We start from the raw sequence: 26,372 nt of genomic DNA, 5'->3' as shown, positions 1-26,372 counted from the left end.
GATCCGCGAGTTAGGGGACACCGTTGTTCGTCGAGCCGCAGGCATCAGACCCGGAATTGATCGCACGCAAGCGGGCGGTCAACCCGAACGTGCGCATCCCACCGAAGATGCAGTGGGTGACCGACGAGGACGGCAACATCCTCAAGCACGAGCTGCCGGGGGAGACCCTGTGGCACCGGATCCGGGACACCTACGCCGCGCTGTTCTACAGCTCGGTCGTCACCCACATCCCGTTTCACTTCATCCGGCTCGGCTACCTCCGGCTGTTCGGCGCCAAGATCGGCAAGGGCACCGCGATCAACCGCGGCACCAGCGTCTGGTCCATTCCCTACCTGGTGATCGGTGACCGCGTCTCGATCGGCTTCAGGTGTGTTCTGGACGCGCGAGCGGGCATCGCGATCGGCAACGACGTCGTCATCGCCAGCGACACGCACATCATCGCCGGCGGGCACGACATCAACCACCCGAACTTCGTGCCGGCGCCCAACCCGCCGGACCCCATCGTGATCGACGACCACGTGTGGATCGCGACCCGCGCGATCGTCCTGCCATCGCTGCTCGGTCGCGGCGCCGTCGTCGCCGCGCACACCGTCGTCAATAAGGAAGTGCCGCCGTTCGGCATCGTCGGCGGTGTACCCGGCAAGATCATCGGTCAGCGCAACCCGGACGCCCTGCACTACAGCGGCAAGTTCAAACTGCCGTTCTTCTGAGCCGTAACCCGATCAAGCGTCACGCAGGCGGTATCTAATTTGCCGCGTTCCTCAACGCGGCTCGTACCTCGCCGCTTGATCGTCACGCAGGCGGCGCTTGATGCGCGTCAGCATCGCCGACATGCCCCGCAGGCGCAGCGGGCTGATCAGCTTCGCCAGCCCCAGGTCCGCGTAGAAATCGTCGGGGACGGCCAGGATGTCGGACGCCGGCAGGCCGTCCAGGCCGGCCGCGAGGATCGCCGCGAAGCCCCTGGTGGTCGGTGCCTCGGCCGGCGCACTGAAGTACAGCCGTACGTGCTCGCGGTCCTGCGCGTCGACGTGGAGGAACAGTGGCGACTGGCACTCCGGCACCGGCTCCATCGACGCCTCTTCGAGGAACGCCGGGAGTGCCGGCAATTCACCGGCGAACTCCAGCAGCAGTGCCAGCTTGTCCTGCCCCTGGACGTCGGCGAAATCCGACACCACCTCGGCCAGGGCAGCGGGGAGGGTCACGAAGGTGCTTGGGCCGGAGCTGGGCCCGGCTCTTCACCAACGGCCACGGGCACCCGCACCGCGTTGCCCCACTCGGTCCAGGAACCGTCGTAGTTCCGGACGGCCGGCAGGCCCAGCAGGTGGGTCAGCACGAACCAGGTGTGGCTGGAGCGCTCGCCGATGCGGCAGTAGGCGATGGCCTTGTCTTCGGGTGAGATGAAGCCGTAGAGCTCGTCGAGCTCGGCACGGCTGCGGAACCGGCCGCTGTCGTCGACGGCCTTTGCCCACGGGATGGACCGCGCGGTGGGGATGTGGCCGCCGCGCAGCGCACCCTCCTCCGGGTAGTCGGGCATGTGGGTGCGCTCGCCGGTGTACTCCTGCGGCGAGCGGACGTCGATCAGCGGCTCTTTGCCAAGGATGGCGAGGACGTCGTCCTTGTAGGCACGGATCGGAGCGTCGTTGCGCTCCACGACCGGGTACCCCGTGGTCTGCTTGCTCGGGACGTCCAGGGTGGTGTCGCGGCCGTTGGTGATCCACAGATCGCGACCACCGTCGAGCAGCCGGACATCCGGATGGCCGAACAGGGTGAAGACCCACAGCGCGTAGGCCGCCCACCAGTTGCTCTTGTCGCCGTAGATCACCACGGTGTCGTCCCGGCTGATGCCCTTGCGATCCATCAGCGCGGCGAACTGGGCACCGTCGATGTAATCCCGGACATGCGGGTCATTGAGGTCGGTATGCCAATCGATCTTCACCGCGCCGGGGATGTGGCCGGTGTCGTAAAGCAGGACGTCTTCGTCGGATTCGACGATGGCCAGACCGGCGCGTCCGATGTTGCCTGACAGCCAGTCGGCGGTCACCAAACGATCGGGATGCGCATAGGTGGCGAAAGCGGGATGTGGGTCTGCGGGCAGCGGCACACTGTGAGCCTACCTAGGCCCGAAATGCGCCGACGACCCGTAAGGTCGAAACTTGTTTGCGCGATAACCGCTGCGGTATGACATCAGGCGTCTCCCACAGGGCTGACCGGAGGGATTGAGGATTTGCCAGAGAAATACGACGTCGGAATCATCGGCCTGGGATATGTGGGGCTGACGCTGGCCACCGTGCTGGCCGAAGCCGGAAACTCCGTCATCGGAATAGAGACCCGCCAGGAATTGGTCGATATGACCAATCAGGGTTTGCCGCACTTCACCGAGACCGGCCTGCCCGACGCCCTCGAGGGCGTCACCCGATTCGGAAAACTGAAGGCCGTCACCGCGTTTGACGACAGCTTCTCCTGCGACACCTACATCATCACCGTCGGCACGCCATTGTCGGCCGACGGCGTGGCCCGCGTCGACATGATCGAGGCCGCGGCCCGCGACATCGCCGGAAACATGGAGGACGGCGCGCTGGTCATCCTGCGTTCGACGGTGAAGGTCGGCACCACGCGCGACGTGGTGGCGCCGATGCTGGCCGCCAGCGGCAAGACCTTCGACATCGCGATGTGCCCCGAGCGCACGCTGGAAGGCAAGGCGCTGCAGGAACTGCGCGAATTGCCGCAGATCGTCGGCGCCGACGATCCGGCGGTCGCCGACCGCGCCGCCGCGGTCTTCCGCAAGCTCACCAGCTCGATCGTGCTGGTCTCCGATATCGAGACCGCGGAGATCATCAAATTGGTGAGCAACACGTTCCGCGACGTTCAGTTCGCCTTCGCCAACGAAGTCGCCCGGATTTGCGACGCCTTCGGCGTCAGCGCCTACGAGGTGATCTCGGCGGGCAAGCTCGGCTACAACCGCACCAATATCCCGCTGCCGGGTCTGGTGGGCGGGCCGTGCCTGGAGAAGGACCCGCACATCCTGATGGAGAGCGTGCGCGAACGCGGCGTCACCCTCGACATCACCGCCGCCGGCCGCCTGGTCAACGAACGCCAGCCCGCCGAGACGGTGCGCTTCATCAGCAGCGAGATCGCTCGCCGGAAGCTGGGCGCCGACGGCCCGCTGCGGATCAACCTGCTGGGCATGGCATTCAAGGGCCAGCCAGAGACCAGCGACCTGCGCGGGTCGATGTCCATCAAGGTCTTCAATGAGTTGAAGGCCGCGCACCCGGACGCCGAGATCGGGGTCTACGACCCCGTCACGCCGAATGACGTGCTGGCCGAAGCGTTCCCGGGACACAAGGTCTACAACCGGTTCGGTGACGCGGTGAGCGGCGCGGACGTCGTGGTCCTCGGTAACAACCACCCGTCGCTGGGCACCATCTCGCCGCGCACCATCAGCGAGTTCATCAGCCCCGGCGGTTTCGTCTTCGACTACTGGAACCACTACAGCCATCTGCCTTCCACCGAACTGGGCGACAGCTACTTCGCCGTGGGCCGCAGCGGAAAGGTCGCCGAGCGTGTCTAAGCGGGTTGTTGTCACCGGAGGCGGCGGATTCATCGGCGCCTACCTGGTCAAGCGACTGGTCCGGGAGGGCTGGCAGGTCGCGGTCGTGGACTCCATGGTCCGCGGCGATGCCAGCCGGTTCGCCGAAGTCGCCTCGGACGTCGAACTCTTCACGTGCGACGTCCGCGATCAGGACGCCCTCGAGAAGGCATTCGCCGGCGCCGAGGTCGTCATGCATCTGGCGGCCATCAACGGCACCGAGAACTTCTACAAGCAACCGGAACTGGTGCTCGACGTCGGTCTGCGCGGTGCCCTCGCGGTGACCAACGCCGGCCGCGCCGCGGGGGTGCCCGACCTGATCGTCGCCTCGACCGCCGAGGTCTACCAGACGCCCGCGATCATCCCCACACCAGAGACCATCCCGTTGATGCTGCCCGACAGCCTCAACCCGCGGTACTCCTACGGCGGCGGCAAGATCGTCAGCGAGCTGATCGCCTTCAACTACGGGCAGGACCACTACCGGCAGGTGCAGGTCTTCCGGCCGCACAACGTCTTCGGGCCCAACATGGGGTGGAAGCACGTCGAGCCGCAGTTCATCCTGCGGGCGCTGGGCTGTCAGGAGGCCGGTGACCCGGTGTTCCCGATCCAGGGCGACGGCAGCGAGACGCGCTCGTTCTGCTACGTCGACGACATCGTCCAGGGCATCCTGACGATGTACGAAAAGGGCGGGCACCGCGAGGTTTACCACATCGGCAGCGACGAGGAACTGAGCGTCCGGGAGCTGGCGCTGCGGATCGGCCGTGCCGTCGGGGTCGAGCTCGAGATCAAGCCCGGCGAGTTGCAGGCCGGTGGCACGCCGCGCCGGTGCCCGGACATCTCGAAGATGCGGGCACTGGGCTGGTCGCCGCAGGTGGGGCTGGACGAGGGGCTGGCGCGCACCGTCGCGTGGTACCGCGAGCACCGAAATGACGTGCCCGCAAATGACTTGATGTAGCCAGGCACAATAGCGGCTATGAGGGCGCGCATCCTGGCACTGGTCGTCATCGCTGGACTGCTGGTGACCGGGCTCGCGGCGCTGGTCTACAGCCTCACCCGCCCGGACTCCGGGCCCGCCTCGGCCAAGTCGTCGGCGCAGCTGCCGATGGTGGACAAGGCATCTCTGGAGCGCACCATCCACGATGCCTTCACCAGCCAGCCGCCGCAGGCGGTGATCTGCGAGCGCGGCCTCATCGCCCGGGTCGGGCAGAGCACGCGCTGCGACGTCACCATGTCACCCGCCTACGGGATCCAGCCGACCATCACCGTGTCGGCGGTCGACGGCGGCAAGGTCAGTTATTCGATGACGCCGGCCGTCTCCAAGACCCAGCTGGAGGTGGCGGTGGCGGACATGGTGACCCGGGCACGCAAGTCCGCTCCCGACTCCGTGGTGTGCCTGTCGGGGCTCGAGGGCAAGCAGGGTGCGGTGGCACTGTGCGACATCACCGACGACGGGTTCACCAGCCGCCGAACCGCTCTGGTGAGCGAAGTGTCCGGGCTCGCAATGAATTACGGCCTGACACCCGTACTGGAGAAGTCTGTTGCCGAGAGCTCACTCGCGGCGCAACTGGGCCAGAGCGCGGGCGCCGTCAAGTGCGCCGGAGACGTGGACAGCAAGGTCGGGGCGACCCAGAAGTGCACTGCGGTTGTCGGCGGTCGCAGCCGCGACTACACGCTGACGGTCACGGCCGTCGCCGACGGCAAGGTGTCGTTCAGCTACAAGCCGGTGACCTGACCCATCCGCCGGCCGGTTGGCTCCGAATCCCACCTGAGGCCGATTCGACTCGGAGGTTGCATGGGAATCGAATACAGCAGTGTGGTCGACGCGCCGCGCGACGACGTGTTCGCCTGGCATGCGCGGCCGGGGGCCATCCACCGGTTGCTGCCGCCATGGCAGCCGATGACCGTGGTCGCCGAAGCGGCATCGCTGGCTGACGGGCGCGCGATCCTCGGGCTGCCCGGCGGGTTGCGCTGGAGCGCGCAACACAATCCCGCCGACTACGCGCCGCCCGCCCGCTTCGTCGACGAACTGGGCCGGGACGGGTTGCGTTCGCTGCCAACAGCTTTGGTCGGCCATTGGCGGCACGAACACTGCTTCGACGCCGTCGGCGACGGGCGCACCCGAGTCACCGATCGCGTCGATACGCCGGTGCCCGGGCAGCTGCTGGAGCCGACCTTCCGGTACCGGCATCGTCAGCTGAGCGACGATCTGGCCGCTCATCGGTGGGCGCGCGAACACGGCGGGGGACCCGGCTCTGTGGCGGTGAGCGGGGCATCGGGACTGATCGGCACCGCCCTCACCGCCTTCCTGTCCACCGGCGGCTACCGGGTGATCCGGCTGGTGCGCCGCGAACCACGCGACGGCACCGAACGCCGTTGGGACCCCGAGTCACCCGCCGACGACCTGCTCGACGGGATCGACGCCGTGGTGCACCTGGCAGGGGCGTCGATCGCGGGGCGGTTCACCGACGCGCACAAGAAAGCGGTGCGCGACAGCAGGATCGAGCCGACCCGACGGCTGGCCGAGTGCGCCGTACGAGCGGCGGGCGGACCGTCGGTCTTCGTCAGCGCCTCGGCGATCGGCTGGTACGGAGATGACCGGGCCGACGAGCACCTCGACGAATCGGCGCAACCGGGCGACGGGTTCCTCGCCGATGTCGTCGCCGATTGGGAGGCGGCGACGGCGCCGGCAGCCGCCGCCGGACTGCGAGTGGTCAACGTACGCACCGGGATCGTGCAGACCCCGGGCGGCGGCACGCTACAACTGATGCGGCCGCTGTTCGCCGCCGGTCTGGGTGGTCCCCTGGGCAGCGGGCAGCAGTGGCTATCCTGGATCGACATCGACGATCTGGTCGATGTGTATCACCGCGCGCTGGTCGACACGGCGCTGTCCGGTCCTGTCAATGCGGTTGCGCCACACCCGGTCCGCAACGCCGACTACACGCGAACCCTGGCCGCAGTGCTGCACCGTCCGACCGTGCTCCCCGTGCCCGCAGCGGGCCCCGCACTGCTGCTCGGCCGGCAGGGCGCCCGCGAACTGGCCATGGCCAGCCAGCGGGTGGTGCCCGGCCGGCTCATCGCGGCCGGCCATCGGTTCCGGCGACCGGATCTCGAACAGTGCCTGCGCCATCAGTTGGGGAAGACAGTCCGATGATCGATGCGCAGCGACAGGTGGTGGTCGACGCGCCGGCGGCCGCCGCGTTCGCGTACCTGGCGGACTTCACCACCACGACGCAGTGGGACCCCGGCACAGTGCGCACCGAACGCATCGCCGGTGACGGCGGCGTGGGCACCCGCTACCTGAACACGTCCCGATTCGCCGGCCGCACGTCGGAGATCACCTACGAAGTGACCAGCGTGACGCCCGGACAGTCGATCGAACTGTGCGGGGTCAATCAGTATCTGGTGGCGCGCGACACCATCACCGTGGCTCCACACGCAGACGGCACCCAGGTCACCTATCGCATCCGGTTCGCGTTCCAGGGCTGGCTACGGTGGATCGAACCGCTGCTGCAACTCGCGGTGGCGCACCTTCTCGACAACGGGGCGCGCGGACTTCGCCGCGAACTCTCACGAATCTGATTCGGCGACAGGTCCGCCCAACCCGATAGCGGCAGCGCAGTACTGCCATACCCGCTGTACGTCGGCGTCGTCGTCATGGGCGGTGGGCAGATAATGCGTGGGACGGATCCGGCGGTCGTGCCAGAACTGTCCTGACTTCGGCGGAGGCTCCGTCGCCGTCAGCCAGACCGCGGTGTCCGCGGCCTGCTCGGATGTCCGCAGGATCGGGCGCGTCACGCGACGGAACCCGGGCAGCGACTGAGCGACGCCGGGGGTGTCGGCCCAGCCGGGATGCATGGCGGCCACCATCAGAGCGGGCCAGCGCTGCGCCAGCACCGGGGTCAACGCGACCTGGATGCGCTTGCTGCGCGCGTAGGCCGTGGCACCGCGGTACTGCCCGTGCCGGTATTCGATGTCATCGACCGGAAGCGCCTGGGTGTACATGCCGCCGGAGGACATCAGAACGACCCGAGGGTGCGACGCGGCGGTGAGCGCCGGCAGCAGGAGCTCGGTCAGCAACACCGGCCCCAGGACGTGCGTGGCCAGCGAAAGCTCGTGTCCTTCAGCGCTTTCCGTACGGTGCTCGGGCATGACTCCGGCGTTGTGGATGACGGCGTCCAGCCGCGGACGCCGGGTCAGCAGATCCGCGGCGAACGACCGGACCGCGGCCAGGTGCGACACGTCGCACACCTCCACCGCGACGTCGGCGGCCGGCGCGACGGTGAGCACATGGTGCCGGGCGGCCTCGCCGCGGGCACGGTCGCGCACGGTCATCAGCACCGTCGCGCCGAGCACCGCCAGTTCGGTGGCAATGGCCTTGCCGATACCCGAATTCGCCCCGGTGACCATGACCGTCTGCCCGGCGAGCGCGCCGGCCGGCAGCTCGGGCACCCGCCAGAACCGTTGCCGCACAGCCAGGCCCAGGCGGGAGTACCCGAGTACCACGGTGCGGTCGAGGAGTTCGTCGAAGAAGTCGTCGATCATCATCGTCAGGTCAGGGAGACGACCACGACGGGCGTGCTGGTCGGCTGGGCGGATCCGGATCCCGGCTCGATCGTCACGGCCACCTTGGCGGCCGAGTTCAGCGCCGGCACCACCTCGCCGCCGGGCGGTGGCATGGTGTCCGCGCTCATCGTGCCGGCGGACCGCGGTGCTCCCGATGCCGGGATGAACCACATCTGGTAGACGTGGCCTGCCGGTGGTGCCGGCACATTCGCCATCGCGACCACTACGGCGTTCGCTTGTTGTGACGCGCTGAGGGTGATGGTGCCGCCGGCGACGTCCGCGGAGAAGGTCCGGGTGTCGGGTTTGGCCAGCACCTGCGAGACCGTCGGCTGCGCCGGCTGATTCGTGAAGCGCTCGACGACCACGGTCGAGCCGATGACGATCGCGCAGACCGCCGCGGCGGCCCCTGCGATCCGGACGATCATCCGGCGTCGCCGGCTGCGCCTGAGCGCCAGTTCATCTGAACCGCGCTCCGGCGACGGGATGCCGATGCCCTGCAGGATGCGCGCGCGCAGTTCGGTCGGCGGCGTCATGGCGTCACCCGCGGTGAGCAACGCCATGGTCTCCTGGGTGTCGCCGACGATCCGCGCGAACGCCTGCGCGGTGTGCGGCGCGGCGACGCCCAGGCGGCCGGCGATGTCCGAGCGTTCGGCTTCGGACACCGCGTCGAGCGCATATACATACGCCAGATCGAGCAATTGCTGTTCGTCCTCGGTGTAGCTGTCAGGCATCGGTGCCCACCCCCAAGCAGTTCTTCAGGCGGATCAGGCCGTCCCGGATACGGGCCTTGATGGTGGGGAGCGTGACGTCGAGGTGCTCGGCGACCTCCCGGTAGGTGTGGCCGCTGTAGTACGCCAGGCCGATGGCTTCACGCTGGACGGCGGTCAAGCCGCCGAGGCAGTCGGTGACCTCTTGTTCGTCGAGTCGCTGCCCCACCTCGTCGGCGACGGTGTCGTGTTCGCGGCCCAGGCTCGAGGCGCCGTAGGCATGGTTGCGGTCGGCGGCCGACTGTTCGGAGCGGACCCGATCGATGCTGCGGCGATGCGTCAAGGTCATCAGCCAGCCGACCGGACTGGCCAGCGCCGGGTCGTATTGCCGCGCCGCCGAGGACCACACCTGGAGGAACACCTCCTGCACCACGTCCTCGGCCAGGGTCTTGTTACGCACGACGCGATAGGCCAGCCCGAACACCCGTGCCGACGTCAGGTCGTAGAACTCAGCGAAGGCCGTGCGGTCGCCATCGGCGATCGCCGTCAGCAGCGCTGCGCGGTCCGGCTCCCCCTCCATCCGGGAATCGTCGCATGACTGCGCGGGAATCGGGTCCATCTGACGCAACCCGTCGGATCCGGACGGCGTGCTCAAGATTGTGCCTTCGGCTGCAGGACGAGCTGGTGCAGGTCCAGATAACCCGAGGCGAAACCGGCCTCGGAGTAGGCGAGGTAGAAGCGCCACATCCGACGGAAGATGCGGTCGAAGCCCAGTGCGTCGGCGCCCGCGCTGTTCGCGGTGAATCGCTGCAGCCACAGTCTCAGGGTGTGGGCGTAATGCGGTCCGAACGAATGGCGGTCGGTGATGTGCAGTGTGGTGTGCGCCGCGACCGAGCGTTCGATGAGCTTGACCGACGGCAGGAACCCGCCCGGGAAGATGTATTTGTGCACCCAGGTGTAGGTGTCGCGGGAAGCCAGCATGCGCTTGTGCGGCATGGTGATCAGCTGCAGGCCGACCCGCCCGTCGGCCTCGAGGAGCCGGTCGAGCGTTTGCAGATAGGCGGGTAGGTAGCGATACCCGACGGCCTCGATCATCTCGACGGAGATGATCGCGTCGTACCGGCCGGTGATGTCGCGGTAATCGCACAGCTCGACGGTGACCCGGTCCGACAGCCCGGCCGCGGCGATCCGCTCCCGAGCCAGCAGCTGCTGCTCGCGCGACAGGGTGACGGTGTGTACGTGCGCGCCGCGCCGCGCGGCGCGGATCGCCAATTCGCCCCAGCCGGTACCGATTTCGAGCAGGCGCGTGCCGACGCCGACGCCGGTGGCATCGAGCAGCCGGTCGATCTTGCGGTGCTGGGCGGCCGCGAGGTCACGCCAGGACGGTGGGTCGAGCGTGTCGAACAGCGCGCACGAGTAGGTCATTGTGGGGTCGAGGAACATGCTGAAGAACTCGTTGGACAGGTCGTAGTGATGCGCGATGTTCGCGCGGGTATCCGCGCGTGCCCCGCGGTGGTTGCGTGGCGTCTTTGGCAGCAGAACCGAGCGCAGTCCCTGGAACATGGCCGGCACGACGGTGTCGATGCGGGACGCCAGCGCGGTGAGTACGGCGGTGAGTTCTGGTGCGGACCAGTCACCCACCATGTACGCCTCGCCGAAGCCGATCAGGCCACTGTTCGCGATCCGGCCGAAGAAATCATCGGGTCGGTGCAACAACATTCGCGGTGCGGCCGGGTCGGCCGCACCGGCGGCGCCCTGCACGGTGCCGTCCGGGTATTCCACCCGCACCGGTAGGTCCCGTACGGCGGCCCGGAACAGCGCCCGGGTAATGGGTGCGCCCAGCCTGGTGCGCAATCCGCTTGGCACGTGGGCGATATCGGTCCACCGGGCCGGCAGGAACGGATCGTACGCGGCACCGTCGTGCAGTTGATTCGTCATAGCGCGGCCTCCTGGGGGCGGGGGTGCAGTGGCAGTCCGCGCGCCCACAGGCGCACGCCTTGCCAGCGGATGCGTGCTGAGACCAGCAACGGCGCCAGCGGCGCTGCCAGTGCGGTGGTCAGAACGGTTGCGGGGCGCGCCGGGTGGATCGACCCGGTCCAGGTGGCGGTCAGCACGACCGCACCAGACGCGTCGAGCAGGGTGACCGCCACGCCGAGCCGGTCCCGCGTCGGCTCGGGAACACGCAGGACGTATCGGCCACCTACCGGGTTGAAGGGGGAAACGTAGAACGCCTTCGGGACCGTCACCTCGCCGCGACGATCGGCGCGCAGCAGGTAGCGGTGCCGCCCACCGTAGGTGTTGTGTACCTCGGCGATGGCACAGACCAGCGCGCCGCCGGCGTCGTGGCACCAATAGAGGGTCAGCGGATTGAACACGAAGCCGAAGACTCTGGCATTGGCCAACATTCGGATGCGGCCGCCGCCGAGGTCGATGCCATGTTCGTCGAGATAGGAGTCGACGTTCTCGCGCAGCGTGCGGCGCGGATCGCCGACATGGTCGGCGGCGTGAAACCCGGCCAACGGCCGCAGTAGGCGGGGCAGCCGGGGCACGTCGTCGAGGTCGACCAGCCAGCTGTAGCTGCGATAGGTGAACGCGTGCCGCACCGGAACCGTCCGGGCGTGGTGGATGGAGGTTCGCACGATCTGTGGTGGGCTCATGCCACATGCCCCGCCGGGTGGACCAATGGCGGCACCGCACCGCTCCAACCGCCGCCGAGTCGTTCCGCCGCGGCTACACCGGACACGGCGCCGTCCTCGTGAAAACCCCATCCGTGAAACGCGCCGGCGAACGCCAGGCGGTGATCACCCAGCGTGTGCAGGCGCTGTTGCGCCGCGCGGAACTCGGGCGAGTACTGCGGGTGGTCATAGAGCATGGTGGCGATGACCTGGCTCGGGTCCACCCGGCCCGCGCCGCCCAGCGTCACCACGAACTGCCGATCGGTGATCCCGTCGAGTCGCTGTAGCCGGTTGAGGTCATAACTCACCAGAACCTCGTCCGCCCGCACGGCGCAGGACGGCATCCGATAGTTCCACGACGCACGGGCGCCATGACGCCGCGGCAGCAGCGACGTATCGCTGTGCAGCACAGTGTGGTTGATCGAGTACCGCAGTGCGCCGAGTACCTCGATCTCGTCGGCCGTCGGCTGATCCAGGATCGAAAGGGCCTGATTCGGATGGGTGGCGATGACTGCCGCGTCGAACTGCTCCACCCGGTCCGCGTCGTCACGTACCGTCACCCCGTCCGTGGTTCGGGTGACGCTCCGCACCGGCACCCCGAGGCGTACCGACGGCAACCGCGCGGTGATCGCTTCGACGTACCGCGCCGAGCCCCCCGTCACCGTCCGCCAGATCGGTGAACCGAACACCGTCAACATCCCGTGGTGGTCGAGGAACGCCAGCAGATAACCGACCGGATAGTCGAGTGCGACATCCGGGGGACACGACCAGACCGCGGCGACCAACGGCACCATGAAGTGCGTGACGAAGTAGTCGGAAAACCGTGCCGTAGTGAGGAATTCGCCGAGGGTTTGACTCTCCGCCACGCCGCGCGCGAGTTCGGCGCGAGCGAGCCGGTGAAAGCGCGTCACCTCGGCGAGCAGCCGCAGATAGCGCGGGGACAGCACCGAGCCCGGCGTGGCGAAGAGGCCGGCCAGCCCTTTCGCGCCGGCGTACTCCAGACCGCACCCTTCGCAGCAGACCGACATCGACATGTCGGATTCCTGGGTGCGGACACCGAGTTCGGCGAACAGCCGGAGCAGCGTGGGGTACGTCCGGTCGTTGTGCACGATGAAGCCGGAGTCGACGCCGACGACGTCGGTGCTGCCGCGCCGGGCCGCCAGCTCATGTGTGTGGGCGTGACCACCACATCGCCGTTGCGCCTCGAACAGGGTGACTTCCGAGTCCCGCGCGAGCACCCAGGCTGCGGTGAGCCCCGATATGCCACTTCCGACCACTGCGATTCGCCGCACCGTGCCGTCCTTCCTGGTTGGTCACCAGGAGTTCGGCGCGGTCAGTCGTGCGGATAGGTGGATTCGGCGAAAAATCGATCAGCGCGCGGGAGCGCCGGGTGTGGGCCGGTTCGCGGCCCACAGCTCGGCGACGGACACCCCGAGCTGGGCCAGCATCCGGCGCAGCAGCGGCAGGCTCAGCCCGATCACGTTGGACGGGTCACCATCGATGCCGTCGATGAACCAGCTGCCCAGGCCGTCGAGAGTGAACGCGCCGGCCACCCACAGGGGTTCGCCGGTAGCGAGGTAGGCGTCCAGGTCTGCCAGGCTGGGCTCGCCGAAATGCACTGTGGTGGAACCGAGCTCGGTGGCCGCGGCGGTGACGCCGCCGTCGCTCAGGCGCAACACACAGTGGCCGGTGTGCAGGACGGCGCTGCGGCCGGCCATCGAATGCCATTGCCGCCGGGCGACATCGGGGGAGCCCGGCTTGCCGGTCAGCCGGCCGTCGAACTCGAGCATCGAATCACAGCCGATCACAAGGCAGTCCGATGACAGGCTCGGATCGAGTGCTTCGGCGACCCGCTGGGCCTTGGCCGTCGCCAAGGCGCGCACGACATCACCGGGGCCGGCGTCGCCGAGCGACGCGATGATCGCGTCCTCGTCGACATCGGATACCAGCACGACCGGTTCGACCCCGGCCTTGCGCAGCACGCTGAGCCGGCCCGCAGAGGCCGAGCCGAGGACGAGCCTCATCGACGGATGTTCTTCGCGCAAGCGCTCATCGGTGCTGAATGTTCTTCGCGCAAGCGCTCATCAGCGACGGATGAAGGTGCGCTCCACCAACGTCACCAGCTGCCAGCTGGTGTACGCGTACCGCAGCTTGGAGACCGGGTGGCCCCAGTCGTTGCGGTCGCCGCTGGCGGCGCCGGCACCGCCGCCCGAGGCGCTGGCCAGCACCGTCACCAGCGCTGCGAGCTCCTCGTCGGACGGGTTGCCCTTGACGACCTCGAACAGCGGCGCGACGGGCGCTGCCACGGTCTCTTCCGGGGTCTGCACGTCGGCGCTCACCACAGTCGAATCGTTCGCGCCGCTCACAGCGGGATGTTCCCGTGCTTCTTCGGCGGCGTCTGGACGACCTTGCGCTCCAGCAGACGCAGCGAGTTGGCGATGTAGCCGCGGGTGTGCGACGGCGGGATGACGGCGTCGACGTAGCCGCGTTCGGCCGCGACGTACGGGTTCACCAGGGTGTCCTCGTACTCCTGCTGCAGCTGCAGGCGCAGGGCGTCGACATCCTCGCCGCTGGCTGCGGCGGCCTTGAGCTCGGAGCGGTAGACGAACCCGACGGCGCCGGAGGCACCCATGACGGCGATCTGGGCCGTCGGCCAGGCCAGGTTGACGTCGCAACCCATGTCCTTGGAGCCCATGACGCAGTACGCGCCGCCGTAGGCCTTACGGGTGATGACGGTGATCTTGGCGACGGTGGCCTCACCGTAGGCGTACAGCAGCTTGGCGCCGCGGCGGATGATGCCGTTGTACTCCTGCTCGGTGCCCGGCAGGAAGCCCGGGACGTCCACCAGCATGATGATCGGGATGTTGAAGGCGTCGCAGGTGCGGATGAAGCGCGCGGCCTTCTCCGAGGCGTCGATGTCCAGGCAGCCGGCGAACTGCGTCGGCTGGTTGGCCACGACGCCGACGGGACGGCCGTCGATGCGGCCGAAGCCGATGACGATGTTCTGCGCGTAGCCCTGCTGGATCTCGAGGAACTCGTCGTCGTCGAGGATGCGCGAGATGACCTCGTGCATGTCGTACGGCTGGTTCGGCGAATCCGGGATCAGCGTGTCGAGCTCGAGGTCCTCGTCGGTGAGGTTGTCCTCGATGGCGCCCGGGTGCGGCGGCCCGGGGAAGCGCGGCGGCTCGGCGTAGTTGTTCGGGGGCAGGTAGCTCAGCAGGTCACGGACGTAGTCCAGGGCGTCCTGCTCGCCGGAGGCGACGTAGTGCACGGTGCCGGATTTGGCCTCATGGGTGTGGGCGCCGCCCAGCTCCTCCATGGTGACCTCTTCACCGGTGACGGTCTTGATGACATCGGGTCCGGTGATGAACATCTGGCTGGTCTGGTCGACCATGACGATGAAATCGGTGAGCGCGGGGGAGTAGACGTGGCCACCGGCGGCAGCACCCATGATGAGCGAAATCTGCGGGATGACACCCGACGCCAGGATGTTGTTGCGGAAGATGCGGCTGTACAGGCCGAGCGAGACCACGCCCTCCTGGATGCGGGCGCCGGCGCCGTCGTTGATGCCGATCAGCGGGCGGCCAGTCTTGATGGCCAGTTCCTGGACCTTGACGATCTTCTCGCCGTAGACCTCGCCGAGGCTGCCGCCGAAGACGGTCGCGTCCTGGCTGAAGATGCAGACCTCGCGGCCGTCGATGGTGCCGTAGCCGGTCACCACACCGTCGCCGAGCGGGTGCTTGTCACCCAGGCCGAAGTTGGTGCTGCGGTGCTTGGCCAGCGCGTCGAGTTCGACGAACGAACCCTCGTCCAGCAGCGCCAGGATGCGCTCGCGGGCGGTGAGCTTGCCCTTCTGGTGGACCTTCTCCACGGCGGCCTCGCCGACGGGGTGCAGGGTCTCTTCGGTCCGCCTACGCAGGTCTTCCAGCTTGCCCGCGGTGGTGTGGATGTCGATCGCCTTGTCCACCGGTGGCTCGGTCACGCTCGTCATGGCGACGATGTTAACGGTTCTCTAAGAAAGTTGTGAAGGTGGGGTGCCCACTCGGCGGGTCACGCCGGTTTGCGCAGGACGACTGCCGCGAAACTGGTGAGTGCCGGGACCGGGTGCTTGATAAGGAAGCGGCTCTTGGCGTGTTCGAGTGCGTCGAGCGGTGGCAGCATGCGGTAGTACCCGTGGCCGTAGGCGCCGGACCAGGATTCGACCTGGAAACCCACGCTTTCGTAACGCTTGATGGCCTTCCGGGTGGGGCCGGTGGTCCAGCGGTAGTAGGCCGGGAACTTCTCGTGGTGCGGGTTCTGCAACCGCCCGGGCTGCAGCTTGCTGATCACGGTGCGCGCCGCCTGCTCGGGGATGAGCAGGTTGACCACGAACGGGAACGCGAACAGTGTCGGGAAGAAATGCACCGAAAGTCCGCCGGGGCGAAGGAGTTTGAAGCAGTTCTCGTGGAACGTGCGGGCGTCGGGCAGGTGCTCGCAGAGCATCTTGGAGAACACCAGGTCGTACGCGTTCAGTTCGTCGTCGATCGGTTTGCAGAGATCGGCGACGCGGGTGTGCACGCGGCTGTTGGCCTTGGCCAGTTCAGTGGCCGAGATGTCGATGACCACGCGCTCGTCGGCGAAGCTCCAGTCGTCGCCGCCGATGATCGGGTTGGCGCCGCCGCCGAGCTCGGCGACGGCCTTGACGCCTTCGCGCTCGGCCAACGAGCGGACGGACTCGTCGTAGCCCTGCCACAGGGTGTCCAGGTCCGTGTAGTCGACGTCCACGTGTGTACCGGTCATCTGCGCACCGTTCATAGATTTTCCGCCCCCGCGACTTGCGCGTCCTGCGTCAGCAGTTTGCTGGTAGGTCAATATACACTTCGTGCGCAGGTCCCGCCCGTAACACGTGTTGAACACCGTTCAGGCGGTGGCATTTGCTGAGCGCGCCTTGAGCGCGGCCCCGCCGCTGCGTTCCGTGTGTCAGGGGTAATGCCTGGTCGAAGCCACGAGGCCCAGGTCGTACCGCCGGAGCGCCAGCTGGCAGAGACGGACCCATGGTAGCGGATCGCGCTTAGCTGCGGCGCCGCGTGCGCACCGTCGGCAGTAGTTCGTGCGCAGGCGCGATGCATTTAGCTTGTCAATTGCGTAAGTTTGCGGTTCGATATGCGTGCCCGTTGTTTGCGGGCAGCTGACTTCACGACCGCGAGACGATCGACAGATCGGCGCAAGGGGATATTCAACAGTGCATTCGACGCGCAAGTACGACGGAACGGACGGGCCCAAGGTGGCCATCGCCCACGACTATCTGACCCAGTTCGGCGGCGCGGAAAAAGTTGTCCTTTCCATGACCAAGGCGTTCCCGGACGCCCCGCTCTACACCATGCTCTACGACCCTGAGCTGACCTATCCGGAGTTTGCCGACCTCGACATCCGGGTTTCTGCGCTGAACAAGGTGGGCCTGGCCCGCAAGTACCACCGGGCCGCGCTGCCGATCTACCCACGGGTCGCCGAGTCGATGTACATCGACGCCGACATCGTGCTGGCCAGCTGCAGTGGGTGGTCGCACGGTTTCCGGACCAACGGCAAGAAGCTCATCTACTGCTACAACCCGGCGCGCTGGCTGTACCAGACCGAGGCCTACCTCGGGGACCACGCGAACCCGATCAAGCGCCTCGGCCTCAAGCTCACCAAGAAGCGCTTGCTGGACTGGGACCGCCGGCAGGCCCTCGCGGCCGACAAGTACCTCGCGATCTCGACGATGATCAGCGGCTACGTCAAGAAGGCCTACGACATCGACGCCGAGGTCATGTTCGCGCCCGTGGCGATGTCACGGTCGTATGCGGTCGAACCCGTCGACGAGCTCGAGGACAAGGTCGACCTGACCGATCCCGACGGCAGCTTCTACCTGGTTGTGTGCCGGCTGCTGCCGTACAAGAACGTCGACGTCATCGTGCGGGCGTTCGCGGGGAGTGACCGGCAACTGGTGGTCGTCGGCAACGGACCCGAGGCCGAGCGCCTGCGGTCGATGAAGACCGACAACGTGACCATGCTCCACAACCTCACCGACGGTCAGATGGCCTGGCTCTACAAGAACTGCCGGGCGCTGATGTCGTCGAGTTTCGAGGACTACGGCCTGACCCCGATCGAGGCGGGCGTGTGGGGCCGGCCGAGTGTCGCGTTGCGCTTCGGCGGCTTCCTCGACACCATCGACGAGGGCACCACCGGCCTGTACTTCGATGAACCGCAACCGGATTCGGTGCGCGAAGCGCTGGACCGATTCGAGTCGGCGGCATGGGACCAGGAGAAGATCAAGCACCACGTCTCCCAATTCACCGAGGACACATTCAGCGCTCGACTGCATGAAGCGGTCGACAAGCTGGCCGGGTACTGATGGCGCCAGAAGCGACCCCGGTCACCACGCTGAAGGACTACCGCCTGGTGTATGTCGGTCCGGCGGACCACGAGACCGCGGTGGGGGACTATGCCGAGAACCTGACCCGCGCGCTGCGCCCGCACGTCGGCGAGTTGGTCGAGCACCGCACGTTGGGCCCGGGTTCGGACACCGCGCTGGAGGTCCTGCGGCATCGCCGGGCGGTGGCCGAGCTGGTTGCCGCCGGCCCGCCGGGCCGGGTGTTGGTGCATGCGGAGTTGGCGGCGGGTGCGGTGTCGGCGTTCTGGTCCATCGCGGGGTTGCGCGGGGTGCCGGTGACCGCGACGGTTCATGATCCGCCGCAGGGCATCTGGTGGCCGGGGCGCACGCGGTTCGTGGCACGGCACAAGCTGGTGATGCACGGGTTGCACTATCCGTTGCGTCCGGTGTCGCGGATGCTCGAGGGCATGGTCAACGGCGATCGGACGCTGTTCGCGCTGAGCCAGATCGGCGCGCAGTCCATTCGCGACACGTATCCCAACACCGATGTGGCGTACGCCCCGTATCTCGTCTGTGAGCGGCCGAGGATCCGCCCCGTGGTCGAGCGGCCGAAGGCGGTCGGTTTCTTCGGGCACGTGTATCGCGGCAAGGGTTTTGAACAGATCGCGCGCATTCGCCGGGAGTTGCCCGAGGACATCGTGATTCGCGTGGCGGGCCGGGGGACCGAGGCGTTGCCGGGCGGTCCGGGCGTGGAGATCGTCGGCGCGGTCGACGGCGCGGCCGAGGATGCGTTCTTCGATTCGGTGCGGGCCGTGGTGATTCCATATGGCAAGCGGCATTTCTACGCCGAGACCTACCCCGCGTCGTCGGTCGCGGCGCATGCCATGGCCTACCGCACACCGGTGGTGTGCACGGACTACGGCTCGCTCGCCGAATTCGGCACCGAGACCGGCGCGGTCGTCGTCCCCATGGACACCGACGACCCGAAGGCGCTGCCCGCCGGATTCTCCGCGGCCATCAAAGCACTGCTTGGCGACGAGGCCCGGCTCAAGGAACTCGAGGCGAACGCCGACCGGACGCGTCAGGAACGTTCTCCGGAGAACGTCGCCGCTGCCTACGCGGCAAAGTGGTCCGAGATGCTGACGCGCCAGGGCCGGCTGCGCTGACGGGGCCGAAACACTGTGGTTAACTCGGAATCCGGGACGACGGGAGCGAACAACGTGATTGGCGAGCCGGCAACGGCAGACCCGGAAGACGTGGCACGTAAGAAGGCGGCCGCACCGACATTGAAATTGCCGCCGGAGCCGGAATGGGAGCTCGGCGAGGACGGCCGCGTCACCTATTACAAGATGCAGAAGATGGGTGTTCGTCGGAAGGCGCGCAACCGCATTGGTGAGCTGCTGTTCAACATGTTCATCACGCACATCCCGTCGCACACCATCCGCCAGGGCTTCCTGCGGCTGTTCGGCGCCACCATCGGTGAGTGGTCGACCATCATGCGCGGCACCACGATCCTGGACATCGAGTTCCTGACCATCGGCAACGGCACGACCATCGGCTTCCGCTGCCTGCTCGACGCGCGGGCCGGCCTGTGGATCGGCGACAACGTCACCATCGCCAGCGATGTGCACCTGCTCGGCGGTGGCCACGACATCAACCACCCCGACTTCCTGCCCATCCCGATCCCGACGGTCGTCGAGGACTACGTCTGGATCGCCAGCCGGGCGATGGTGCTGCCGGCCCTCATCGGCCGCGGCGCCGTGGTCGCCGCGCAGGCACTGGTGGTCAAAGACGTGGCCCCGCTCGATGTCGTCGGCGGCAATCCCGCCAAGGTGTTCGCCAAGAGAAATCCGGATGCATTGGGCTACAGCGCAAAATACCGGCCCTTGTTCTGCTGATGCCGGTCGATCTACGCGAGTATCGGTTGGTCTACATCGGGCCGGCCGAAGGCCAGACGGCGGTTGGCGACTACGCGGAGAACTTTGCCAAGGCCGTGCAGCCCCTGTTCGGTGAGGTCGTGCAACGTCGCACCCTGGGCCCGGGCGCCGAAACGGTCGCCCAGGTGCGGGAGCATCGCCGGGCGGTGGCCGAGCTGGTTGCCGGCGGGGAGCCGGGCCGGGTGTTGGTGCATGCGGAGTTGGCGGCGGGTGCGGTGTCGGCGTTCTGGTCCATCGCGGGGTTGCGCGGGGTACCGGTGGCGGCGACGGTTCATGATCCGCCGCAGGGGATTTGGTGGCCGGCGCGGACGCGGTTCGTGGCACGACATCGACTGGTGATGCATGGGTTGCACTATCCGTTGCGTCCGGTGTCGAGGATGATCGAGGGCATGGTCAACGGCGACCGGACCATGGTCGCGCTGAGCCAGATCGGCGCGGACTCCATCAAAGCCACCTATCCCGACACCAACGTCGCCTACGTGCCGCACATCGTCTCCGAGCGGCCGCAACTGCGTCCGCTGATCGAGCGACCGAAGGCGGTCGGTTTCTTCGGGCACGTGTATCGCGGCAAGGGTTTTGAACAGATCGCCCGGATTCGCCGGGAGTTGCCCGCCGACATCGTGATCCGGGTGGCGGGCCGGGGGACCGAGGCGCTGACGGGCGGCCCAGGGGTCGAGATCGTCGGCCCGGTCGACGGGGCGGCCGAGGATGCGTTCTTCGACTCGGTGCGGGCCGTGGTGATTCCGTACGGCAAGCGGCATTTCTACGCCGAGACCTACCCCGCGTCGGGCTCGGTGGCCCACTCGATGGCGTACCGGACGCCGGTGGTGTGCACCGACTACGGCGCGTTGGCCGAATTGGACGAGCGCGCCGGCGCGCTCGTGGTCCGCATCGGTGACAAGAACGCCGAACAGGTGGCGGCCTCGTTGGCCAAGGCCATCGTCTCTCTTGTCGACGACGACCAGCGGCTGGCCGAGTTCGGCCGGCACGTCGAGGCCTACCGCGAGGCCTGCTCCGGGCCGCGCACCGCCGAGGCATTCGGCCGGGTGTGGACCGACATGTTGTCCCGATCAGCTGTGAGCGTGTGACCTGACTGCACCCGAAGCGCCCACCCGCAATGTGGCGAAGACGCTCATCTCCCTGATCTGGATCTACGGCGGTCGCGGGGTCGGCCTGCTGTGGACGCTGATCCTCGTCCAGCGCCTGGGTGTCTCCGAGTACGGGCTGTACGCCATGGCAACGGTGCTCAACGGCATCGTCGGGAACACCGTCGACAACGCCTTCGCGGTGCGGGCCATCCGGGAATCCGAGGAGCACTTCCTGCGCGAGCGCACCATGCGCTACCTCGTCGCGCTCGGCTTGGTCACCGCCGGCGCAGCCACGTTCAACCTCAACTACGTCATCGGCTTCGGTCTGATGGTCGCCGGCGGCGAGATCGCTCTCAATGTGGTGAAGAGCCAGTCGGCGCGAGATGGCCACCCGGACAAGGTGTATCGGCTCGACACCGCCCGGCAGTTCTCCAGCGCCGGCGTCGGCGCGGTGTACCTGTACACGTCGGCGCACCCGACGCTCACCCATGCGTCGCTGCTGTACTGCACGCCCTATGTGCTGATCCTGCTGGTCGGCGCCAAACTGGCCGTCGGCCACCGGCCGGCACCGCCCGGTCCGCCCCGGTTGATCGCGGCGCTCACCGGCGAAATGCTCGGCACCACCCTGTATCTGGGCGGCGACGTGCTGCTGCTCGGCACCCTGGTGGACACCAAGGCCGCGGGCTACTACCAGCTGGCGTGGGTGGTGGCGGCGGCGGTCGCCGCTGCCGGGCAGTCGTTCGGCATGACCTACCACGAGCCCCTGCGCGAGAGCGGTGGTGATCTGTCCGCGGCGCCACCGCCGCGCAACATCCTGCGCATGGCGGCGCTCGGCGGCTCGTTGCTGGTGGTCATCGGCGTCTGCCTGTTCGCGTTCGGGGCGCCCGCTCAGCTGGCCACGACCATGATCATCATGGGTGGCTTCGCCGCGCTGCGCATCTGCATCTTCGTGTTGCAGGTGATCCTGTACACCCAGCGCCGCGACTTCTTCCGGCTCACCATCGCGGTCGGACTGGTGCCGGTGAAGCTCGGCATGGTCGCGGCGCTCGCGACGCTGACGCCGCTGGGCGCGGTCGGTGCCGCGATGGCCGCCACTGTCGCCGACGCGATCATGCTGGCCGGGTTCACGTGGGCGGTGTACCGGCCGCGTGAAGTAAAGCCGGCCGAACCTGCGACGGCGTCCGACACCGAGTCGTCCGACCAGTCCCAGGAATCATGACCACCCCGAAGACCGCGTTCATCCTGTCGAAAGACCCGGTGCTGGAACACACCGGCGACGTCGCGCTGGCCCGGATGCTCATGCAGTTGGCCGCAGACTCCTTCGAGGTGTCGGCCATCGCACTGTCGCCCGAGCCCGGCAGCGTCACCGCCGACCTGATCCCAGGCGGCCTGCCGCTGGAGCGGGTGCACAAGCCGGCCGTGCGCCCGCACCGCCTGCTCATCGATTCGGTGCGGCGGCGTCGCAGCCTGGTGCACGTCCGGTTCGACACCGATGAGCTGGTGCGTGCCATCGACCGCAGCGACGCCGACGTGTTCGTCGCCGAACACAGCTACATGGCCGAATCCTTCTTCCGCAGCAAGCATTTCGGAAAAAAGCGGCTCGTCGTCAACACCAACGTGAGTGAGTCGCTGGTCTGGCGCGCCTCGCGCGGGGCGCTCGGGCGCATCGAGGAACCACGGCTGATCCGCGACGAGCTGCGCGTCGCGCGGGCCGCCGATGGCGTCGGTACATACGACGCCGAGGAAGCCGAGTACTACCGCGCCAACGGGGTCCGCGATGCCCGGTTCATGGACATCACCATGCCGCCCGGCACGCAGGTCGACGTCGCGGCCTCACCGCCACGGCTGGTGTTCATGGGCACCCGGGACTGGCCGCCCAACCAGGAGGGGTTCCTGCGCGCCCTCGAACTGTGGCCGCGGATTTCGGCCGGGATCGCCGGCGCCGAACTCTGCATCATCGGGGCGAAGAAGCCCGGTGCGGCCGACCCGGTGTACCCCGACGGGGTCCGGGACCTGGGATTCGTCGACGACCTCGGAGCGTTCCTCGGTACCTGCCGAGCGCTGGTCGCGCCCATCAACACCGGCGGGGGAGTCCGGGTCAAACTGCTCGACACCATCCGGATCGGGCTGCCCGCGGTGGCGACGACCGCCGCCATCGGATCCCTCGGGCCGATCTTCGGATTGCGCGCACTGGATGACGAGGCCGCGTTCGTCGCCGAGTGCCGCCGCCTGCTCACCGACGTGGCGGCCGCGGTCGACCTCGGGAATCAGCTGTACGAGATCAACCGTCAGCGGTGGCAGGACCGGTTGCCGCACCGGGCGGTGGCCGACCTGCTGCGCGGCACCACGCAGCGTCAGGCCGGGTAGACCTTCACGCCGACCCACGGAATCCACACCATGTAGCCGTGCTGGAAGTCGACCCGGTTGGTGCCGTTGACGTAGTGCTCGTCAGTCGTGGCCAGGCCCAGTTGCGGTGTCCAGGCCTGGGCGAAAGCCTGTGAGGCCCAGTGGGCACCGGTCTCTGGCGACCACCAGGCCCGGAACTGCTGACCACCGGAAAAGTCCTGGTAGCCGTTGGCGAATACGCTTGCCGGCACCGAATTGCGCTGCATCGCGAGGTCGGCCACCGCGCGCGGCGAGGACACGTATCCGCCCGGCATCTCGTAGATGGTGTTGATCGTGCGAACCTGCGCCCACACCGTCTTCGTGGCTCGGAAAACCGGGCTCAGGACCGAACCGTGTGCGGGATCGGTGATCTGGGAAAAGCGCTGGAACTCCGGTGATTTCGGCACTCCGGCGGCGATGGTCGCCGCCAGGTCGGCCGCCGCCGGCTTCGGGGTCCAGTCGCTGCGGTAGAGCCCGACGGTGGCGTCGGCCTGGTTGCTTCCGGTCTGCCGGTCGCGCGTGGTGTAGACCATCAGCGGACCGGTGTACGGCATCTCCTGCCACTTGGTGTAGATGTCCCGCAGGTATGCGGCCTGGGTGGTCTCGTTGACCACCGAGGTGGGCTCGCCGTACTCGGTGGCCCAGATGCGCTTCTCCTCGTCGCCATTGTCGATCATTACCTGCCGCATCTGAACCAGTTGCAGGACAGGCGAATTCGCGATCAGCATGCCGTCGGAGAACTTCAGGTTGTAGTTGTACGGGTGGAACGACAGCGCATCGAAGTTGCCCTTGGCGCCCGCGGCGTACATGCCGGCGATGAACCGCACCGGGTTGATCGACCACGAGCCGAAGTCCACCACGGCGCCGACGACTCCGCCGATCACCGTCGCGTCCGGGTCGACGGCCTTGATGCGCGGATAGGCCGCCTTCAGCAGATCGGTGTAACCGGCGGGATCCGGTGCGGGGCTGTAGAAGAACACCGCGTTCGGTTCATTCCAGATCTCGTATGCGGAGATCTTGCCCTTGTACCGGGTGGCCACCTTGGCGGTGAACGCAGCGTAGGCGTCCGGGTTGGACGGCCGGCTGCTCAGCGGTAGGCCGCCTTGCGACATGGCCCAGGGTGGGGTGGCGTTGATGAACGCGATGATCGACATGTTCATGGCGGCGGCGGCATTCACCGTCTTGTCGACCAGGCTCCAGTCGAGCTGGCCGAGGATCGGCTCGACCCCGGCCCACGGGATCATCAATCGGATGGTGTTCACCCGGTTGTTGGCCATCAACGCCAAGGTCCGGTTCACGTCGTCCGGCGACATGCCGTAGATGTCGGAGTCGGCGAAGCCGATGGTGGTCGGCAGCGTGACGACGTTGGCGCGCTCGGCCACACTCCATCGTTTCGGGGCGTCCCCGGTGATGCCGGCGAGGGCGATGAGGGCACAGACCATGCTGCCGGCGATCGCCGACGCCACGCTGGAGAAGCGGCGCGCAGATCGCATCCGACGCTTGCCGGGCATCACGCCACCGCCCTTCGCCGATCAAGTGCGCTGCGGTGCGCAAACGCGCACTCAGTGTGCAGTAGCCAAGGGCGTTTGCTGTGAATCTGCTTGGGCGTGTCGCAGTCTCACCTGATCGCGGCGTTCTCGGTCTATATGCACGAGGAATGCCAGCAAAATGGAGAATTTGAGGGTGGCGGGCGGGATGCCGACCACCGGGTGGTCGAGTTGGAGGGCAACCACACAGAATCCGATGTAGATACCGCCATACCCGGCCCAGGCGAATGAATTGGAGCGAATCGCCCGGTAGCTCATGATGCAACCGATCAGCATGATCGCAAAGAACGCCAGACCGGGGAAAATGCCGCCGCGGTAAATCGTCAGCAATGGTGCGTTCGACACATGGTTCAGTACGAACGCGTAGTTTCCGTCCCGAAATTCGAGCCGGTTCCACCCTTTTCCGAACAACCAGTATCCGGCCATGGTGTCGGGGAATTCCCGGATGGCATCAATTCGGGAAGTGGAACCGACATCGTCACTGCTGAACGAGTGCGCGAATCTGATCCGCACTTCCGGTATCGCCGCCGCGGCTCCGACAGCGGCCACCATCGCGGCGATGGCCAAACCGCGGTCCCGCGACCGCATGTTGTGGAAGGCCAGCACCAGCACGGCCCCGCCGACGATGGTGAACATGCCGGCCCGGCTCAGGGTGAGCAGCAAGGCGACGAGGAAGATGCCGGTCACGACGATGCGTTGCCAGCCCGCCAGCACGACCAGGCCGACGGCGATGGACACCACCAGCGCAATGCCTTCGGCGTTGGGGTCCACCGAAGTGCCGCCGAGCCGCATGGATCTTTCGGCACCGCCCTCGGCGAATGCGAAGCGCGTGGCGGTGTATTCCGCCGCATAACCGAAGACCCGCAGATATTTGAAGGACGTCTGGTTCGGGTCGAACGCCACGATGTACAAGCCGAATATCGCATTGGCCAGCGTCGCGTAGACGAATATGCGGCCGAACTTCTCCAGATGTTCACTCGACAAGCTGCTCAGGGCGATCGCGACCAGGGTGACCACGGACCACCGGACGATCTGGATGACGTCGCCCATGCCCACGCCGGTCACCGCGACCGACGCGATGGAGGTGACCACCAGCGCGATAATCGACCATTCCAATGGGTGAATCGGGCGGGCCAGTCGCGGATGCACGAACAAGGCAACCACCGCACCGAATGCGAACGGCAGATATAAGGGGACGTGAACACCCGGGAAATACCCGAAAGGCAGTGCGCCGGTGACGACCGCCAATCCGTACAAGAACCACAGCGGATGCCGTAATCCGATATAGACCCCCGCCACCAGTGCGGCAATAGCAACAATGCCCAACAGCGCGGCCTGGCCGAAAGACGTCGCCAACCAGACCAAGCCCACGATCACGGCCAGAATCCCGGCCGATGATTTAAGATTGCCGAGTTGACCCAAACGGGCGTTCATGCCGACTATGTTCTCAGCTCGACCAGCTAAGCTCAAGCAGGTTGCCCGGACCCGTGGCGCGTCTGAATGGTCGGTCCGGTTCCCAGCCGTTAATCTGTGAG

The 26,372-nt window shown here is 67.3% G+C and carries 26 protein-coding genes; 12 read left to right on the top strand and 14 right to left on the bottom strand.

The annotated features are described in order from the left end of the window. The first annotated feature begins 23 nt into the window (after positions 1-23). Complete coding sequence (locus ACX12F_RS21285) at positions 24-710, top strand: acyltransferase (RefSeq protein WP_459366324.1); 687 nt, start codon at positions 24-26, stop codon at positions 708-710. A 51-nt stretch (positions 711-761) separates the two neighbouring features. Here the strand turns inward: ACX12F_RS21285 and ACX12F_RS21280 are convergent, their stop codons facing one another. Both ACX12F_RS21280 and ACX12F_RS21275 read right to left on the bottom strand, forming a co-directional pair. Beyond that, a complete protein-coding gene (locus ACX12F_RS21280) occupies positions 762-1,202 on the bottom strand; it encodes a SufE family protein (protein ID WP_459366323.1) in 441 nt (146 codons plus the stop codon). After that, entirely contained in the window at positions 1,199-2,101 is a 903-nt protein-coding gene (locus tag ACX12F_RS21275; RefSeq protein WP_459366322.1) for a sulfurtransferase, read from the bottom strand. The genes ACX12F_RS21280 and ACX12F_RS21275 overlap by 4 nt, the downstream gene beginning before the upstream one ends. Before the next feature lie 123 nt (positions 2,102-2,224). Between ACX12F_RS21275 and ACX12F_RS21270 the strand changes: the two genes are divergently transcribed. The 5 genes from ACX12F_RS21270 to ACX12F_RS21250 are packed head-to-tail and all read left to right on the top strand — an operon-like array spanning position 2,225 to position 7,165. Beyond that, the gene (locus tag ACX12F_RS21270; protein WP_459366321.1) at positions 2,225-3,568 is read left to right on the top strand and encodes a nucleotide sugar dehydrogenase; all 1,344 of its coding nucleotides are present in this window, start codon (positions 2,225-2,227) and stop codon (positions 3,566-3,568) included. Beyond that, a complete protein-coding gene (locus ACX12F_RS21265) occupies positions 3,561-4,541 on the top strand; it encodes an NAD-dependent epimerase/dehydratase family protein (RefSeq protein WP_459366320.1) in 981 nt (326 codons plus the stop codon). The genes ACX12F_RS21270 and ACX12F_RS21265 overlap by 8 nt, the downstream gene beginning before the upstream one ends. 18 nt (positions 4,542-4,559) lie before the next feature. Beyond that, positions 4,560-5,318 carry a DUF4333 domain-containing protein gene (locus ACX12F_RS21260; RefSeq protein WP_459366319.1) on the top strand — a complete coding sequence of 253 codons (759 nt, stop codon included), beginning with the start codon at positions 4,560-4,562 and terminating at the stop codon, positions 5,316-5,318. 60 nt (positions 5,319-5,378) lie between these two features. Then, entirely contained in the window at positions 5,379-6,737 is a 1,359-nt protein-coding gene (locus tag ACX12F_RS21255) for a TIGR01777 family oxidoreductase (protein WP_459366318.1), read from the top strand. After that, positions 6,734-7,165, top strand: a complete 432-nt coding sequence (locus tag ACX12F_RS21250) for an SRPBCC family protein (RefSeq protein WP_459366317.1) — start codon at positions 6,734-6,736, stop codon at positions 7,163-7,165. Before ACX12F_RS21255 ends, ACX12F_RS21250 begins: the two co-directional genes overlap by 4 nt. Here the strand turns inward: ACX12F_RS21250 and ACX12F_RS21245 are convergent. The 10 genes from ACX12F_RS21245 to ACX12F_RS21200 form a co-directional block, all read right to left on the bottom strand. Next, positions 7,154-8,128: an SDR family NAD(P)-dependent oxidoreductase gene (locus tag ACX12F_RS21245; RefSeq protein ID WP_459366316.1), complete on the bottom strand. Its 975-nt coding sequence runs from the start codon at positions 8,126-8,128 to the stop codon at positions 7,154-7,156. The two genes, ACX12F_RS21250 and ACX12F_RS21245, sit on opposite strands and share 12 nt — an antisense overlap. Positions 8,129-8,133: 5 nt before the next feature. Further along, the gene (locus ACX12F_RS21240) at positions 8,134-8,880 is read right to left on the bottom strand and encodes an anti-sigma factor (RefSeq protein ID WP_459366315.1); all 747 of its coding nucleotides are present in this window, start codon (positions 8,878-8,880) and stop codon (positions 8,134-8,136) included. Next, positions 8,873-9,511, bottom strand: a complete 639-nt coding sequence (sigK, locus tag ACX12F_RS21235) for an ECF RNA polymerase sigma factor SigK (RefSeq protein WP_459366314.1) — start codon at positions 9,509-9,511, stop codon at positions 8,873-8,875. The genes ACX12F_RS21240 and sigK overlap by 8 nt, the downstream gene beginning before the upstream one ends. Next, positions 9,508-10,794 carry a class I SAM-dependent methyltransferase gene (locus ACX12F_RS21230; RefSeq protein WP_459366313.1) on the bottom strand — a complete coding sequence of 429 codons (1,287 nt, stop codon included), beginning with the start codon at positions 10,792-10,794 and terminating at the stop codon, positions 9,508-9,510. The genes sigK and ACX12F_RS21230 overlap by 4 nt, the downstream gene beginning before the upstream one ends. Continuing rightward, positions 10,791-11,513, bottom strand: coding sequence for a DUF1365 domain-containing protein (locus ACX12F_RS21225; protein WP_459366312.1), 723 nt, complete (start codon positions 11,511-11,513; stop codon positions 10,791-10,793). The genes ACX12F_RS21230 and ACX12F_RS21225 overlap by 4 nt, the downstream gene beginning before the upstream one ends. Further along, positions 11,510-12,823 (bottom strand): NAD(P)/FAD-dependent oxidoreductase, encoded by a 1,314-nt coding sequence (locus ACX12F_RS21220; RefSeq protein ID WP_459366311.1) that lies wholly within the window; start codon positions 12,821-12,823, stop codon positions 11,510-11,512. The genes ACX12F_RS21225 and ACX12F_RS21220 overlap by 4 nt, the downstream gene beginning before the upstream one ends. A gap of 78 nt (positions 12,824-12,901) precedes the next feature. Then, complete coding sequence (locus ACX12F_RS21215) at positions 12,902-13,555, bottom strand: Maf family protein (protein WP_459366310.1); 654 nt, start codon at positions 13,553-13,555, stop codon at positions 12,902-12,904. A 60-nt stretch (positions 13,556-13,615) separates the two neighbouring features. Beyond that, positions 13,616-13,837, bottom strand: a complete 222-nt coding sequence (locus ACX12F_RS21210; protein ID WP_459370448.1) for an acyl-CoA carboxylase subunit epsilon — start codon at positions 13,835-13,837, stop codon at positions 13,616-13,618. Positions 13,838-13,893: 56 nt separating this feature from the next. Next, positions 13,894-15,522: an acyl-CoA carboxylase subunit beta gene (locus tag ACX12F_RS21205; RefSeq protein WP_459366309.1), complete on the bottom strand. Its 1,629-nt coding sequence runs from the start codon at positions 15,520-15,522 to the stop codon at positions 13,894-13,896. A 59-nt stretch (positions 15,523-15,581) separates the two neighbouring features. Beyond that, positions 15,582-16,310: a class I SAM-dependent methyltransferase gene (locus ACX12F_RS21200; protein WP_459366308.1), complete on the bottom strand. Its 729-nt coding sequence runs from the start codon at positions 16,308-16,310 to the stop codon at positions 15,582-15,584. 442 nt (positions 16,311-16,752) lie between these two features. Here ACX12F_RS21200 and ACX12F_RS21195 point away from each other — a divergent pair, with 442 nt between their 5' ends. Genes ACX12F_RS21195 through ACX12F_RS21170 form a run of 6 tightly spaced genes read left to right on the top strand, consistent with a single transcriptional unit; the run spans position 16,753 to position 23,272 of the window. Beyond that, positions 16,753-17,901, top strand: coding sequence for a glycosyltransferase (locus tag ACX12F_RS21195; RefSeq protein ID WP_459366307.1), 1,149 nt, complete (start codon positions 16,753-16,755; stop codon positions 17,899-17,901). Continuing rightward, positions 17,901-19,046, top strand: coding sequence for a glycosyltransferase family 4 protein (locus tag ACX12F_RS21190; RefSeq protein WP_459366306.1), 1,146 nt, complete (start codon positions 17,901-17,903; stop codon positions 19,044-19,046). Before ACX12F_RS21195 ends, ACX12F_RS21190 begins: the two co-directional genes overlap by 1 nt. Before the next feature lie 54 nt (positions 19,047-19,100). Then, positions 19,101-19,778, top strand: a complete 678-nt coding sequence (locus ACX12F_RS21185) for an acyltransferase (protein ID WP_170212426.1) — start codon at positions 19,101-19,103, stop codon at positions 19,776-19,778. Further along, on the top strand, positions 19,778-20,905 hold the full coding sequence (locus tag ACX12F_RS21180) for a glycosyltransferase family 4 protein (protein WP_459366305.1): 1,128 nt from the start codon (positions 19,778-19,780) through the stop codon (positions 20,903-20,905). Before ACX12F_RS21185 ends, ACX12F_RS21180 begins: the two co-directional genes overlap by 1 nt. A 31-nt stretch (positions 20,906-20,936) precedes the next feature. Then, positions 20,937-22,124: a polysaccharide biosynthesis protein gene (locus ACX12F_RS21175; RefSeq protein ID WP_459366304.1), complete on the top strand. Its 1,188-nt coding sequence runs from the start codon at positions 20,937-20,939 to the stop codon at positions 22,122-22,124. Further along, positions 22,121-23,272: a glycosyltransferase gene (locus ACX12F_RS21170; RefSeq protein WP_459366303.1), complete on the top strand. Its 1,152-nt coding sequence runs from the start codon at positions 22,121-22,123 to the stop codon at positions 23,270-23,272. Before ACX12F_RS21175 ends, ACX12F_RS21170 begins: the two co-directional genes overlap by 4 nt. Here the strand turns inward: ACX12F_RS21170 and ACX12F_RS21165 are convergent. Both ACX12F_RS21165 and ACX12F_RS21160 read right to left on the bottom strand, forming a co-directional pair. Then, positions 23,260-24,801: a cellulase family glycosylhydrolase gene (locus ACX12F_RS21165; RefSeq protein ID WP_459366302.1), complete on the bottom strand. Its 1,542-nt coding sequence runs from the start codon at positions 24,799-24,801 to the stop codon at positions 23,260-23,262. The genes ACX12F_RS21170 and ACX12F_RS21165 overlap by 13 nt on opposite strands. 51 nt (positions 24,802-24,852) lie before the next feature. After that, a complete protein-coding gene (locus ACX12F_RS21160) occupies positions 24,853-26,271 on the bottom strand; it encodes an O-antigen ligase family protein (RefSeq protein WP_459366301.1) in 1,419 nt (472 codons plus the stop codon). Between the last annotated feature and the right edge of the window lie 101 nt (positions 26,272-26,372).

It is taken from the genome of Mycolicibacterium sp. HS_4_1, from assembly GCF_054515875.1.
Note: the sequence above shows the minus strand (reverse complement) of the source record. Positions and strands in the feature narration are given on the sequence as shown.